The organism is Pseudomonas oryzihabitans (assembly GCF_006384975.1).
In the GTDB taxonomy this organism is placed as follows: Bacteria; Pseudomonadota; Gammaproteobacteria; order Pseudomonadales; family Pseudomonadaceae; genus Chryseomonas; species Chryseomonas psychrotolerans_B.
Map to the genome: position 1 here is coordinate 616893 of NZ_CP021645.1, position 14364 is coordinate 631256.

The window sequence follows — 14364 nt, forward strand, 5'->3', positions numbered from 1 at the left end:
TTACCCTAGAGACTTTTCCGCCCTACGGCGAGCTCTGGTAGTCGTTCTGGCGCTGCGGCCCTAACCCTCGCTCGGCGCTTCCCCTCGCGGCATCTGATCCGGTCGCGGGCCACCCGCCTCGTAGCGCACGTTCATGCGCGGCGAGGCCAGTTCGATGCCGGCGTCGTCCAGGTGCCGCTTGAGCCTGAGATTGAACGCCCGCGAGACCTCCCACTGCTTGATCGGCGCGGTCTTGAAGCGAAATCTCAGGATCGCCATGCCGGAATCGAAGCTTTCCACCCCCTGCAGCTCCAGCGGTGACCAGATGTCCCTGCCCAGCAGCGGGTCCTGGCGTAGCGAGCGCCCCACTTCCTGCACCAGCTCGATGGCCTGGTCCACCGACAGCACCTGGGGGATCGGCAGGCGGAAGATGGCGTAGCCGAACTGCCGCGAGTAGTTCTGGATGCTCTTGATCTCGCTGAAGGGGATGGTGTGGACGATGCCGTCGATGTCGCGCAGGCGCACGGTGCGGATGGTCAGGCCTTCGACGGTGCCCAGGTGGTTGCCCACGTCGACGTAGTCGCCGATGGCCAGGGAGTCTTCGATGATGATGAACAGCCCGGTGATGAGGTCGGCCACCAGGCTCTGGGCACCGAAACCCACCGCCAGGCCGATGACGCCGGCACCGGCCAGCAGCGGGGTGACGTTCACGCCCATGTTGGCCAGGGCGACGATCAGGGCGATGACGAAGATGGTCAGGAACAGCACGTTGCGGATCAGCGGCAACATGGTCTGGGCCCGGGCATTGTTCGGGCTGACGCGATGCAGGTTGAGGCCGCGGTGGATGGCGGTATCGGCGAGGATCCACACCAGCCAGGCCAGTAGCAGGGTGCCGCCCAGGCCGAAGAACTTGCTGGCGATCTCATGGCCATCACCCTGGCTGAATCTCAGCAGCGAGACGTCCCAGGCGCGCAACGACAGCTCGATGGCGACCAGCCAGATGACGATCCCCAGGACCACCGCGAAGAAGGCGCGCAGGCGCTCGGCATAGGCTTCCTGCAGGCGACTACTGTGGCGGGGCCGTAGCAGCCGCGCCCGTACCACGGCATTGAGCCCCAGGGCGGCGCCCATCAGCACGGCGCAGAGCAGGGCCCGGCGCAGGGCGTCGCTGGTGTCGCCGGCCGAGACGAAGGTCGCCACCAGGGATACCGCCACCAGGATCAGCACCGGTAGGTGCCAGAGCCGGGCGACCAGCTGGCGTACGCCCTGCAAACCGTGCAGCGCCTGGCGTTTGGCCAGTGGCTGGTTGCGGATCAGGTGGGCGACGGGCCGGCGGAATCTCAGCACGAATTGGGCGGTGAGCAGGGCGGCGCAGATGTTGGCGGCGATGGCGATGATGGCCGCCAGGTGCGGACCCAGCTTCTCCGCCAGGTGTGGATCGCTGGTGGCACCGCCAAGCGCGGCCAGGCTACCGATGATCCACAGCGGGCGGAAGGCGCGGCGGCGCAGGATCAGCAGGGCGCGATTGCGGTGGGCACCGCTGGGTAGCGAGCAGATCACCACCACGGTGGCGGCGAACAGCGGGCCGGTCACGGCCGCATAGGCCAGGGTGACGGCGACGGTCTTGCCCAGGGAATCCGGCATCCACAGCGAGACCACCAGGGTGATGACGAAGGCCAGCAGCCAGGGCGCCAGCTTGCGTAGGGCGAAGCGCACCAGGTCCAGGGTCCGCGGCCGCAGGGGGAGTTCCTCGGACAGGCCGAAACTCACCCGCAGCCGATGACTGAGGTGCTTCAGGCCAAGCGCGCAACCGGCCCAGAAGGCCAGGGTGATGACGAAACCGGAGAGCAGATTGAGGCGCTGATCGGGCGCGGGCACCAGGGCCGCCAGTTCGTCGCCGGCCTGTTCCAGCTGGAATTGCCAGCGTTCGCGCAGGTTGTCGTGCTGCAGCTGCTGCTCGACCGCGGTCAGGGTATCGGTGATCAGGCCGATCACCCCCTGGGAGGCGCTAGGTTCGGCCTTGGCCTGGGCCGCCTGCAGCTGCTTGAGTTCCTTCAGCAGGCGATTGCGTTGCTGGTCGCTTTCCAGGGTCTTGATGACCTGGTCCAGGGACTGGCCGAATTGGGGATCGACCTGGTCCTTCTGGGTACTCGTCAGGCTTGGCAGGCTGGGCAGGGCCGCTTGAACCGGGCCGCTGAGCAGGAAGCAGAGGCAGAATAGCTGTAGCAGGCGAAAGATCATCGCAGCCGCACTCTCGCGAAATGAGGGAAGCACCGTCGGAGACGGCACCGGGCGCCGTCCGACGAGGCGGGCATTGTAGTAAGGGGGCGCGCTAGACGCTACGAATGCGTCGCCGCGCGCTGCGCACCAGGCGCACCGACAGCAGGAGGGCGGCACAGGTCAGGCCCAGCACCAGGCCTTGCCAGAGTCCGGCCGGTCCGCGCGGTGCACCGAACCAGTCGCTGAGCCCCAGTGCCCAGCCCACCGGCAGGCCCACGCCCCAGTAGGCCAGCAGGGTGATGATCATGGTCGCACGGGTGTCCTGGTAGCCGCGCAGGGCGCCAGCGGCGGTGACCTGGATGGCGTCGGAAAACTGGAAGATGCCAGCGAACACCAGCAGCGACGCGGCCAGCTGGATCACCGCCAGGTCCTGGGAATAGAGCCCGGCGATGAAGGTGCGGGCGGTCAGCATCAGGGTGCAGGAAACGCAGGCACAGAGCAGCCCGGCGGCCATGCCGACACCGGCGGCGAAGCGTGCCTCCCGTGGCTCGCCACGACCCAGGGCCTGGCCGACACGTACCGTCACCGCCATGCCCAGCGCCAGGGGCACCATGAACACCAGGCCGGAGAAGTTGAGCGCCACCTGGTGCCCGGCCACCACGGTCGGGCCTAGCTCGCCGATCAACAGCGCCACCACGGAAAAGATGCTCGACTCGGCGAACACCGCGATGCCGATGGGCACGCCGATGGCCAGCAGGGCGCGCAGCGTCGGGCCGTGGGGCCGCTCGAAGCGAGCGAAGATCGCGCAGGGGCGATAGCGCTCGGTGCGGATGATCGCCAGCATGGCCAGCAGCATCGCCCACATCACCGTGCCGGAGGCGAAGCCGCAGCCGGCGCCGCCCAGCGCCGGTAGGCCCAGGTGGCCATGAATGAAGATCCAGTTCAGCGGCACGTTCAGCGCCAGGCCGGCGAGCCCTACCAGCATGGCCGGGCGGGTACGCCCCAGGCCGTCGCTGAAGCAGCGCAGCACATAGTAGAAGGCGGTGGCGGGCAGGCCCATGGCGATGCCCTTGAGATAGAGCAGGGTCGGGCCGATCAGTTGCGCATCGACGTGCATGGCCACCAGCAGTGGTCGGGCATTGAGCAGCAGCAGGCTGGCGATGAGGCCGCAACCCAGGGCCAACCACAGTGCCTGGCGTACCAGCGGGCCGATCTCGTCGCTGCGGCCGCCACCGTGACGCTCGGCCACCTTGGGCGTGGTCGCCAGCAGGATGCCGGTCATCAACAGGAATACCGGAATCCATACCGAGTTGCCCAGGGCGACGGCGGCGAGATCCAGCGGTCCGACGCGACCGGCCATCACGGCGTCGACGAAGCCCATGGCCGAATGGGAGAGCTGGGCGATGACGATGGGCGCGGCCAGGGAAAGCAGGGCGCCGAATTCACGTCTGATGCGGGGCAGGGAGGAGGTCACTTGATCGTTCGGTCAGCTTCGGGGCGGATAGTCTAGTCCTCGTGGTCGGTGTGACAAGTCTCGCGGTAAGCGTTGCCTGGCGTGGGTGGCCTGCTAAAGTGCCGTCCCCGATCCTGCGAGTGCCCAGGCATGCACATTCTTGCCGACGAAAACATTCCGCTGCTGGACGCCTTCTTCGGTCCCCATGCGACCCTCGAACGCCTACCGGGCCGCGCCTTCGACCGCGCGGTGGTAGGTCGCGCCGATGCCCTGCTGGTGCGCTCCATCACCCGCGTCGACGAGGCGCTGCTGGCGGATTCGCGGGTCGGCTTCGTCGGCACCTGCACCATAGGCACCGATCATCTCGACCTCGGCCATTTCGCCCGGGCCGGCATTCGCTGGAGCAATGCGCCCGGCTGCAACGCCCGCGGTGTAGTGGACTGGGTGCTCGGCGCCCTGCTGGCGCTGGCCGACGGCGCGGGGGCGGACCTCGCCCAGCGCACCTATGGCATCGTCGGCGCCGGCCAGGTTGGCGGTCGCCTGGCCGCGGTGCTGCAGGGGCTGGGTTGGCGGGTACTGGTCTGCGATCCGCCGCGCCAGGCCAAGGAGCAGGGCGACTTTCATGGGCTCGATGAGTTGATCGAGCGCTGCGATGTGCTCTGCCTGCATACCCCACTGATCCGCGAGGGCGAGCACCGTACCCTGCACCTGTTCGATGCCGCGCGGCTGGCCCGGCTGCGCCCGGGCACCTGGTTGCTCAATGCCTGTCGCGGCGAGGTGATCGACAACGCCGCCTTGCGTACCCACCTCGCAGGCGGCGCCGAGCTGGCGGTGGCGCTGGATGTCTGGGAAGGCGAGCCGGGTATCGATGCCGAGCTGGCGCGGCTGTGCCAGGTGGCGACGCCGCATATCGCCGGGCACAGCCTGGAAGGCAAATGGCGCGGCACGGCGCAGATCTACGAGGCCTTCTGTGCCTGGGCCGGCATTACCCCGCGGCTGACGCTGGCCGAGCTGTTGCCGGCGCAGCAACTGGAGCGGCTGGTATTCGGTCGGGAAACCCCGGAAGCCCTGGCCTTCAAGCGCGCCTGTCGCGCGGTCTACGATCCTCGCGACGACGACGCGGCGCTACGCGCGACCCTCGCTTTGCCGCCCCTGGCGCGGGCCCAGGCGTTCGACGCCCTGCGCAAGGGCTATCCCATGCGTCGGGAGATTCCGGGGCTGGTGCTCGAAGGGGCGGGCATGGCTCGGCTGGCGAGTGCCCTGGGGTGCGATTGGCGACATGGCGACGGCTCTTGAAGGGCTGCGTCGCTTAGGACCGGAGGCTAGGTGAAGCGTTCAGGTCGGCGGACCGACTCCCGCCAGGCGGCCAGCAGGCCGAACGGCGGGACGAGGGTGGAGCCGGACGGCTCCGCCCGGACTCAGTGGTATTCGCAGAGGTAGGCGGTGTCTTCGGCTACCTGGAGTTGGAACTTGCTATTGGCCGGCACGGTGAACTGGCTGCCCGCGGCGAAGGTTTCCCAGCTCTCGCTGCCGGGCAGTTTGACGGTCAGGGCGCCGGCCACCACGTGCATGACCTCCAGTTGGCTGGTGCCGAATTCGTATTCGCCGGGTGCCATCACGCCCAGGGTGGCGGGCTTGGACTTGAGGTTGAAGGCGATGGATTTGACGGTGCCGTCGAAATATTCGTTGACCTTGAACATGCGGATTTCCTTGTACGAGAGCGGTTAGAACCGTCCGCGAGTATGCCCAAGGCCGTCCCCGGCTGTCACCGGTCAGCGGGCGAAAGCCGGCAGACTGGTCGGCAGCAGCTTGGCGGTATTGCGCGCATCGGTCTCGGCGCGGTGCAGCACGCCGGTGAAGGCCAGGCCCGCCGATTCCAGGGCGGCGGTAAGGCCCAGGGGGCGGGCCAGGCCGCGCGCCTTGGCGAAGGCTTGCTTGAGGTTGCGGTGCGGGACACGCGCCAGATGGGTGTGCAGATCGTGCTCGCGCCAGGCGCGTTCGAGCAGGCGCCGGTCGAAGTCGCCCCAGCTGCACCAGCCGGCCAGGGTCGTCTCGTAGGCGCTCAACCAGGCTTCGAAGGCGGGCCAGGTTGCCTCCAGCGGCTCGGCAGCGTCGACATCGGCCTGGCTGATGTGAGTCAGGTCGCGACAGAAGGGGGTCAGCAAGGGCAGGCGCAGGGGCTGGACAAAGGTCTGGTAGCGATCCAGCTCCTGACCTTCGGCATCGACCATCACCGCGCCGATCTCGATGATCTCCATCAGTTCTATGGGCCAGCCGCCGTCGTCGGTGGTCGCCTCCAGGTCCAGCACCAGCCAATGCTTCATCGTCGCGCCCTCGGGCCAGCCGCCTCGATCTCGGAGATAAGACGGTGGAAAAGCGGTGGGGTTGCGTGGGGCCTTGCGAATGAATGTTACATTCATGACTCGATAGCAGCATCTGGTCACGATTCGCTTGTTGTGCCCCGGCGTTGCTCTTAAGCTTCAAGCCTCTTCCTCGCGAGTTTCACCCATGGAGTGCCGTCCGGGTTGTGGCGCCTGCTGTATCGCGCCGTCGATCTCCTCACCGCTGCCACGCATGCCCCAGGGCAAGCCTGCCGGCGTGCGCTGCGCCCATCTGGACAGCACCAACCGCTGCGATCTGTTCGGCTCGCCGCTGCGCCCCGCCGTGTGCGGAGGCTTCAAGGCCGAGCCGGCCTTCTGCGGCAGCAGCAGCGCCGAAGCCCTGGCCATCCTGCTGCGGCTCGAGGGTGAAACCGCCGCCTGATCCGTTATACCCAAGGCTCCGACAACCACAACAACAAGGGACGTCCCATGCACCAGCCGCTTCGCTCCATCCTCGCCCTGACCCTGCTCGCAGCCACTGGCTTGGCCCAGGCCGACGACTGGCAACTCGCCAAGCAGGAAGATGGTATCCAGGTCTATACCCGCGCCGTCCCCGGCTCCAAGTACAAGGCCTACCGGGGCGTCGTCCAGATCAAGGCCGATCCGGCCACCATCGCCCGCTTGCAGGACGATCCGGTGGGCTCCTGCAAGTGGATCTACCGCTGCCAGTCGCTGCAGGTGCTCAAGCGTGAGGGCAATCAGGCCTGGACCTACATGCGTATCGACATGCCCTGGCCGGTCACTGCCCGTGACGTGGTGCTCCACGTGACCGAGCAGAAGACTCCCGATGGCGGTTTCACCCGCACCCTGGAAGGCGTGCCGGACTACCGTCCCCCGGTCGATGGCTACGTGCGGGTCGCGAGCTTCCAGGGTCAGTGGCGCGTGGTGCCCAAGAGCGGTGGTTCGGAAGTGACCTACGAGGCCCAGAGCGAGCCCGGTGGCAGCGTGCCGTCCTGGCTGGCCAACAGCTTCGTGGTGGATGCCCCGCTCAACACCCTGAAGGGCCTGCGCCAGGCCGCGCAACGCTGATCGTGGGCGTGGCTCCGGCGGTCGAACCCGCTGGAGCCTGATCGCCCTAGCAATACCACCCCTTTAGTTAATGGCGCCCCGGTATAACAACTCGCTCGCCGCTGCCGTTGATTAATACCACCCCTATAGGGATGAGGCGGGAGAATCGTCCTCCCTGCCTCGCCCTCCGGTGATCAACGGGTAGGGGCAGTCGCCGGCTGGCTGCGGCGCCGACGGCGCCAGCCGTCCACTAGGCGGAAAGCCAACAAGGCTGCGCCTATGGCGGCATAGATCGCCCACTCCTCGATGTCCGAGCGCACGATCCAGAGGTAGTGCAGCAGTCCCAGGCCGAGCACCAGGTAGGCCAGCCGATGCAGCTCCTTCCAGCGTTTGCCCAGGCGGCGCATGGCCAGGCGATTTGAGGTCACGGCGAGAGCCAGCAGGATCGGCAGGGCGGCGAAACCGACGATGATGTAGGGCCGGCGCTGCAACTCCGTGATCAGCTGCGAAAGGTCGAAGCCCAGCACGAAAGTCAGGTAGCCGAGAAAGTGCAGCAGGGCATAGGTGAAGGTCCAGAGGCCCAACTGGCGGCGGATCACCGGCCAGAGCTTCCAGTGGGTGAGGCGCGACAGTGGTGTGAGGCTCAGGGTCAGCAGCAGCAACACCAGGGCGCCGGTGCCGAGGTTGTCCACCAGCGCCTTGCCCGGGTCGGGGCCGAGGGCGAAGGTCCAGGCCTGGTACAGCCACCACAGCGGCGGGCAGAGCGCGGCGACGAATACGGCAAGGCGCCAGAGCAGCAACCCCATCAGTAGTTTCTCCGCAGATCCATGCCGGCGTAGAGCGAGGCCACTTCCTCGCCGTAGCCGTTGAACATCAGCGTCGGCCGGATATTGGGGCTGAACAGCCTGCTGGGCAGGCGGCGTTCGCGTGCCTGGCTCCAGCGCGGGTGGTCCACTTCCGGATTGACGTTGGCGTAGAAGCCGTATTCGTTGGGCGCCATGCCCTGCCAGGTGGTACGCGGCTGCTCTGCCACCAGGCTGATGCGGACGATGGACTTGATGCCCTTGAAGCCGTACTTCCAGGGCACGATCAAGCGCAGCGGGGCGCCATTCTGGTTGGGCAGCACCCGACCGTACATGCCCACCGTCATCAGCGTCAGCGGATGCATGGCTTCGTCCAGGCGCAGGCCCTCCACATAGGGCCAGTCCAGCAGGGCGAAGCTGGAGTTCATGCCGGGCATGTGCTTGGGGTCCTTGAGCGTTTCGAATCTCACGTAGCGGGCCTTGCCGGTGGGTTCGACGCGCTTGAGCAGGCTGGCCAGCGGAAAGCCCAGCCAGGGGATGACCATGGACCAGGCCTCGACGCACCTCATGCGGTAGATGCGCTCTTCCAGGGTATCCGGGCCGAAGAGGTCTTCCAGGCCGTAGGTGCCGGGCTTGCCCACCTCGCCATCGACCACCACGCTCCAGGGCTGGGTGGGCAACTGCGCGGCATGGGCCGCGGGGTCGCTCTTGTCCGGGCCGAATTCATAGAAGTTGTTGTAGTGGGTGGCGTCCTTGAACGGGGTGATGGCCTCGCCCTTGACGGTTGCCGCCTGCCAGCGGGTGTCGGGCAGCTTGCGCTGGAACCAGTCCGGGCCCTTCGCCGGGTCGACGTCGGCGTAGCTGGAGGGGTCCGCCAGGGCCCAGCGGGGCAGGGTGGCGCCCGCCACGAGGGCCGCGCCGGCGCCGAGCAACTGGCGGCGGGACAGGTAGACGGCTTCGGGAGTGATCTCCGACGCACGACAGGCGGAGCGCGGAACGATCTTGATCGGCATGACGAACCTCGACGGGGAGCGCTCGAAAGAGAGCGGCTGGCAATCAGCGTGAGACATCCCGGTCGTGAAAAACTTCCCAGCCCAGACGATAGCCTGCCACCCCGGTCCGGCGGAAGGCCGCTAGGCTACGGTTTGCCTTTGGTTCAGGTAGCCCGCGACCGGGCAGGGTCCAGACCCCGTGCCATACTCCAGCCACTTCACCCTTGGGAGTGCCAAATGAAGAAGTTGATCAATAGCCCCACCGCGGTGGTTCGCGAATTGCTCGAAGGACTCGTGAGCCTCGATCCCAACCTGGCATTGCTCGCTGACGAACAGGTCGTGCTGCGCCAGCCGCTGGCGGATCGCCAGACACGCCCCGTGGCGGTGATCTCTGGTGGCGGCAGCGGTCATGAACCGGCCCATGCCGGCTATGTGGGTGAGGGGATGCTGACCGCCGCCGTGGCCGGTGACGTCTTCACCTCGCCCAGCGTGGACGCGGTGCTGGCGGCCATTCGCGCGGCGGCGGGTCCGGCCGGCGCGTTGCTGGTGGTGAAGAACTACACCGGCGACCGTCTCAATTTCGGCCTCGCCGCCGAACTGGCCCGTAGCGAGGGCATTCCCGTCGAGACGGTGCTGGTGGCGGACGACGCCGCCCTGCGCCATACCGTGGCGCCGGAGAAGCGCCGGGGTATCGCCGGCACCGTGCTGATCCACAAGCTCGCCGGCGCGGCGGCCGCGGCCGGACGGCCGCTGGCCGAGGTGGCCGCCCTGGCCCGCGCGGCGGCTGCGGAGTTGCGCAGCATGGGCGTCGCCCTGGGCGCCTGCACCGTACCGGCGGTGGGGCACCCGGGCTTCGAGCTGGCGGACGACGAGGTGGAATGGGGCCTGGGCATCCACGGCGAGCAGGGCGTCGAACGCGGCCACTGGCTCGGTGCCGATGCCACCGTGGCGCGGCTGCTGGATACCCTGGTCGAAGACGGCGGCTATCCCGCCGGGACGCGCCTGGCGTTGCTGGTCAACGGCCTAGGCGCGACGCCGCCTCTGGAGCTCGCCCTGGTGGCGCGGGCCGCGCTGCTCGACCTGCGTCGGCGCGGCTTCGAGGTGGCGCGGGCCTGGACCGGCACCTTTCTTAGTGCCCTGGACATGCCCGGTTGTTCGCTGTCGCTGCTGCCGGTGGACGAGGCGCGCCTGGCCCTGCTGGATGCCCCGACCCGAGCCCGTGCCTGGGCGGGCGACGGTCACGTACCGACGGCGCCCCAGCTATTGCCTGCGCCCCAGGCCGCAGCCACGGCAGCCACCACCACACCCGGTCCCCTGGCCGAGCGCCTGCGCGCGGCGGCGGACGCGGTGATCGCCACCTTGCTCGCCAACGAAGCCCACCTCACCGAACTGGACAGCCGCGCCGGCGACGGCGACCTGGGCACCAGCCTCGCCCGCGGTGCCGAAGCCATGCGCGCGCTGCCGGCCAGTGCCTGGTACAGCCCTGCCAGTGCGCTGGCCGCCACGGGGCAGGCGCTGCGCCGGGCCATCGGTGGTAGTTCCGGACCCTTCTATGCCTGCGCCCTGGTCCGTGCGGCCCAGGTGCTGGACGGCGTGGAGCGACCGACGCTGAGCCAGTGGGCCCAGGCCTTCGATCAGGCGGTGCAGGCCCTGGCCGAATTGGGTGGTGCCCAGCCAGGGCAACGCACCATGCTCGATGCCTTGCGACCGGCGGCGGACGAGCTGCTGGCGGCTGCGCAGGCCGGAGTGAGTCCCGCGGAGGCCTTCAAGGCGGCGCTCGCCAAGGCCAGGGCCGGCGCCGATGCCACCGCCGAGATGGTGCCGGGCCAGGGTCGCGCCAGCTACCTGGGCACGCGTACCCTGGGCATTCCCGATGGCGGCGCCGTGGCAGTGGTGTACTGGTTGGAGGCGCTGGAGCCGGTGGTCGTGTCTTAATCCCGCTGCCAGGACCAGACCGCAGTACCCCGTAGCTCGAACGTGCCCGCGCCGGTTAGCAGCTTGACCGGCGCGGCCTCGGGGTCCGCCAGGCGTACGCTCAGGCGCGGTGGTTGCCAACTGACCTGGAGCAGACGACCTCGGTAGAGCAGTTGCAGGCGGGTCGCCGGCAAGGCCGCAGGCGGCGCCGGCTGCACCCGCAAGCCGTCGGGTGTCGGCCAGAGTCCCAGGTAGTGGCGCTGTAGCACGTCCAGGGCACCGGCCATCGCCGCTAAATGGATGCCTTCCCGAGCGCCGCTGTCCGCGGCGGCGCCCAGGTCGGTATCCAGGCTGTCGCTGAAGAAGGTCCAGGAGGCTTGGCTATCGTAGGCCGTCAGGGCGCCGGCGCAGACGGTCTTCGATAGACTGGATTCATGACTCAGGCGGGCCAGGTGGTAGTCCAGGGTCTTGCGTTCGGCGTCGTCGTCCAGCCGATAGCCCAGGCGGTCGAGCAGGCGTTGCAGTTCCGCCGGTGGCAGCAGGTGCAGGGCCATCAGGGTATCGGCCTGCTTGCTGAGCTGGTAGCGGTTGCAACTGTCACCACGCGCTTCCAGCCACCAGTCCAGGCGCGGTCCCTCGTGGTCTTTCAGCCATTCCGGTGGTGCCGGCAGCAGGTCGCCGAAGCCGCTGAATTGATCGAGCACGCCGTCTTCTCGGAATGGCAGGTAGAGGTTGGCGGAGATGGCCGCCCAGCCTGCCGGCTCCCCTGGCTCCAGGCCTAGCCGCTCGTACAGCACCCGGGCGTGGTCTGGGGACAGTAATTCGAGCACCCGACCGGCACACTCCAGGGTCCAGGCGACCAGCAGGTTGGTGTAGGCATTGTCGTCCAGCCCCGGAGCTTCGGCGTCTGGATAGGCGTCGTGGTATTCGTCCGGTCCGACGACGCCGCGGATGCGATAGCGCTGCAGGCGTTCGTCAAAGCTGGCCTGGCTGGCGCAGCAGCGGGCTACCTCCAGGATCAGATCGCCACCCACGCCGCCGAGAAAGTCCAGATCGCCGGTGGCCAGATAGAATTGCCAGGCGTTGTAGGCCAACGCCAGGCCCAGGTGATACTGCAGGAATGTCCGGTCGCGCACCCAGTGGCCGGACAGCGGAAAGTACTGGTAGGGCGGGGTTTCTTCCGCGCCGTCCACCCCACTACGCCAGGGAAAGAGCGCGCCACGCCAGCCCTGGCGGCGTGCCCGTTCGCGGGCCTGGTCCAGGCGGCGATGGCGGTAGTCCAGCAGGCCGCGGGCCGCCTGGGGAAAGTGGCTGGCGAGCCAGGGCAGGGCGAAGATCTCGTCCCAGAAGATCTGGCCGAAGTAGCCCTCCTGCCAGCCCCGCGGTGGCAGCCCCTGGTCGCGGCTCCCCTGGTGATCCACGGTCTGCAGCAGGTGGAAGGCAGCGAAGTCCAGCTTGCGCTGCAAGCTGGGCGCGGTTTCCAGTTGCAGCTCCGACCAGCGCTCGGCCCAGACGGCAACGTGGCTGCGTTCCAGCTCGGCGAAGCGGGTTTCCGCCCCGGCAGCGAGCTGGTCCAAGGCGGCCTGGCAGGTCATGGCCTCTTTCTCAACCGCTACCAGAATACGTTTTTCCAGGGTCAGGCTCTGTCCGGATGCCAAGCTGATGCGGCTGTCGTGCTGCAGTCTTTGTCCCTGTTCACTGGCCTGCCAGACCAGTGGCAGATTGCTTAGCAGCAGGGTTGCCACACAGGCTTCACCGCGACCAGCCAGGGGGGCGACCCGAACGGCGGCGCCCGTGGGGCTGGTCAGCTGCTGCCGGAGTATCAGGCGGCGACCCTCGTAAGCCGCATTGCGCTCGATCAGGGCATTTTCCACCCCGGCATCCAGGGTGGCGCGCAGGCGCAAGTCAGTGGCAGGTCCGAGATTGCGCAGTGTCCAGCGCAGCACGATCAACCGAGGATCGGCCGCGCTGACGAAACGTCTTTCGCTGACGGCGACCGCCAAACCGTCCAGCCTCACCTCGAAGTCACGATTCAGGCAGGCCGCCTGCAGGTCCAGTTCGTAGTGGTAGTTCAGCGGTGGTTGGCGCCGGGGATCGTACCAATGCTGGGCGCTGCCCAGATTCAGCCCTAAGGGGTCCGGCAAGCGGATCAGGGCGGACAGCCGCGCCTCGGATAGCCGCACCTCGGTATCGGCGACCTGGCGTGGGGAACGATCGTACCAACCGGCGCAGTAAAGACCGGGGTAGCTGGTGCCGTCAGGTTCCAGGGTCGACAACTCCGGCAGCGCGCCGCGCAGCGAGAGCCTGCCGTTGGCCAGGGTGAAGAGCGCCTCGCGGCGGCGTTCGTCCCAGGGATCGAAGTGGTCGAAGCTCAACTGGCCGGCAGGGCTCATTCGGAGATCTCCAGGGTCTGCCAGCGAGCGGCGAGGCGCTCGGCCAAGGCCAGCACCTCGGCACGCCCGGCATAGGCCTCCTGGGAACCGGCGCCGGTTACTGCCAGGCTGGCCGCCGCGGTGGCCCAGGCGGCGGCTTCTCGCGGTGAACGTCCTTCCAATAGGCCAATGGCGAACACCCCGGTGAAGGCATCGCCAGCACCGGTCGAATCCACGGGGTCTACCGGCTCGGGCGGCAGGTGCCAGAGTCGTTCGCCCTCGGCCAACACGCAGCCGCCGTCGGCCAGCTTGATGCAGACCAGCGGGGTACCTCTTTGCTGCAGGCAGCGGGCGGCGCGGCCCAGGCTGGGCAGGTCGTCGAGTCGCTCGTCGAGCAGACCTGCAGCCTCTTCCTCATTGGGGGTGAGCGCGGTGATCCGCTTCGCCAGCTCGGCGGGCAGGCGCTCGGGGAAGGACGGGTCGACCACGACGATGAGTCCCCGGGCCGCCGCGGTCTCGATGGCCTGGCGGACGATCTCCGTGGGGATCTCGCAATCCAGTACCAGGAGAGCGTCAGCGGGCGCGGCCGCCAGGCGTTCGGCTAGCCCTTGCCGGGCCTCGGCGTCCCAGCGGTCGTTGGCATTGTTGGCCAGTACGATGCGCTTCTTGCCGCTGGGCGGTACCAGGATCATGGACACGGCGGTGGCGCTCCCTTCCGCGCGCGTCACGCCGCTCAACTCCACGCCGGCGTGCCTCAGAGGTACCAGAGCCTGGTCGGCCAGTTCGTCGTCGCCCACCCGGCCCAGCAGCAGGCTCCGATGGCCGAAGCGCGCGGCCAGGTAGGCGGTATTGGCGGCCTTGCCGCCGGGCCGCCGATGGAAGTCATCGGCCAACAGGGTCTCTGCGCTATCCAGATCCTGGGTGGTGCGAACCTGGAAGTCGGCATTGATGCTGCCTAGGGAGAGCAGGGTAGCCACGGAGAGGACCTCGCACGGGAGTTGTCCTGTCACCGACCCACCGCCAGCGCCTGGGGTTCGCTGCCGAGTGTCGCAGGGTCTTACCGGGATTTTCGCTTGCCGCGCCGCTGTGCCCGCGAATGCCCGCGCCAGAGGGGCGCCATCTATCCTGCAACCCTGTGCGAGCACCGCGCCGCAGGGCCGACGCGGAAAAAACCGCAAACGTAACGGAGGCACCGGCGCCGCTTGGGGAGGGTCCACCGGCAGGACACCCATCCTTTCTGGA

12 protein-coding genes are annotated in these 14364 nt (G+C 68.1%); 4 read left to right on the forward strand and 8 right to left on the reverse strand.

All coding sequences use genetic code 11. From position 1 onward, the window contains the following. Positions 1 to 60: 60 nt before the first annotated feature. Both CCZ28_RS02780 and CCZ28_RS02785 read right to left on the reverse strand, forming a co-directional pair. Positions 61 to 2220: a mechanosensitive ion channel family protein gene (locus CCZ28_RS02780; protein WP_140215714.1), complete on the reverse strand. Its 2160-nt coding sequence runs from the start codon at positions 2218 to 2220 to the stop codon at positions 61 to 63. A 91-nt stretch (positions 2221 to 2311) separates the two neighbouring features. After that, positions 2312 to 3673 (reverse strand): MATE family efflux transporter, encoded by a 1362-nt coding sequence (locus CCZ28_RS02785; protein WP_140215716.1) that lies wholly within the window; start codon positions 3671 to 3673, stop codon positions 2312 to 2314. A 129-nt stretch (positions 3674 to 3802) separates the two neighbouring features. Between CCZ28_RS02785 and pdxB the strand changes: the two genes are divergently transcribed. Next, positions 3803 to 4948, forward strand: coding sequence for a 4-phosphoerythronate dehydrogenase PdxB (gene pdxB, locus CCZ28_RS02790; RefSeq protein ID WP_140215718.1), 1146 nt, complete (start codon positions 3803 to 3805; stop codon positions 4946 to 4948). A gap of 122 nt (positions 4949 to 5070) precedes the next feature. On the opposite strand, the gene CCZ28_RS02795 is transcribed toward pdxB, so the two are convergent. Both CCZ28_RS02795 and CCZ28_RS02800 read right to left on the reverse strand, forming a co-directional pair. Next, positions 5071 to 5352, reverse strand: coding sequence for a pyrimidine/purine nucleoside phosphorylase (locus CCZ28_RS02795; protein ID WP_058762899.1), 282 nt, complete (start codon positions 5350 to 5352; stop codon positions 5071 to 5073). A gap of 72 nt (positions 5353 to 5424) precedes the next feature. Next, positions 5425 to 5976 carry an exonuclease domain-containing protein gene (locus tag CCZ28_RS02800; RefSeq protein WP_058762900.1) on the reverse strand — a complete coding sequence of 184 codons (552 nt, stop codon included), beginning with the start codon at positions 5974 to 5976 and terminating at the stop codon, positions 5425 to 5427. A 184-nt stretch (positions 5977 to 6160) separates the two neighbouring features. On the opposite strand from CCZ28_RS02800, the gene CCZ28_RS02805 reads away from it, so the two are divergent. Then, positions 6161 to 6415 (forward strand): YkgJ family cysteine cluster protein, encoded by a 255-nt coding sequence (locus CCZ28_RS02805; protein WP_140215720.1) that lies wholly within the window; start codon positions 6161 to 6163, stop codon positions 6413 to 6415. Positions 6416 to 6462: 47 nt separating this feature from the next. Beyond that, positions 6463 to 7062, forward strand: a complete 600-nt coding sequence (locus CCZ28_RS02810) for an START domain-containing protein (RefSeq protein WP_140215721.1) — start codon at positions 6463 to 6465, stop codon at positions 7060 to 7062. Between the two features lie 173 nt (positions 7063 to 7235). Here the strand turns inward: CCZ28_RS02810 and msrQ are convergent, their stop codons facing one another. After that, the gene (gene msrQ / locus CCZ28_RS02815; RefSeq protein WP_140215723.1) at positions 7236 to 7847 is read right to left on the reverse strand and encodes a protein-methionine-sulfoxide reductase heme-binding subunit MsrQ; all 612 of its coding nucleotides are present in this window, start codon (positions 7845 to 7847) and stop codon (positions 7236 to 7238) included. After that, the gene (gene msrP, locus CCZ28_RS02820; RefSeq protein WP_140215725.1) at positions 7847 to 8857 is read right to left on the reverse strand and encodes a protein-methionine-sulfoxide reductase catalytic subunit MsrP; all 1011 of its coding nucleotides are present in this window, start codon (positions 8855 to 8857) and stop codon (positions 7847 to 7849) included. Before msrP ends, msrQ begins: the two co-directional genes overlap by 1 nt. Before the next feature lie 216 nt (positions 8858 to 9073). Here msrP and CCZ28_RS02825 point away from each other — a divergent pair, with 216 nt between their 5' ends. Next, entirely contained in the window at positions 9074 to 10771 is a 1698-nt protein-coding gene (locus CCZ28_RS02825) for a dihydroxyacetone kinase family protein (protein ID WP_140215727.1), read from the forward strand. Here CCZ28_RS02825 and CCZ28_RS02830 read toward each other — a convergent pair. Both CCZ28_RS02830 and CCZ28_RS02835 read right to left on the reverse strand, forming a co-directional pair. Continuing rightward, the gene (locus tag CCZ28_RS02830) at positions 10768 to 13143 is read right to left on the reverse strand and encodes a glycosyl hydrolase family 65 protein (protein ID WP_140215729.1); all 2376 of its coding nucleotides are present in this window, start codon (positions 13141 to 13143) and stop codon (positions 10768 to 10770) included. The two genes, CCZ28_RS02825 and CCZ28_RS02830, sit on opposite strands and share 4 nt — an antisense overlap. After that, a complete protein-coding gene (locus CCZ28_RS02835; protein WP_140215730.1) occupies positions 13140 to 14099 on the reverse strand; it encodes a carbohydrate kinase family protein in 960 nt (319 codons plus the stop codon). Before CCZ28_RS02835 ends, CCZ28_RS02830 begins: the two co-directional genes overlap by 4 nt. Positions 14100 to 14364 lie beyond the last annotated feature (265 nt).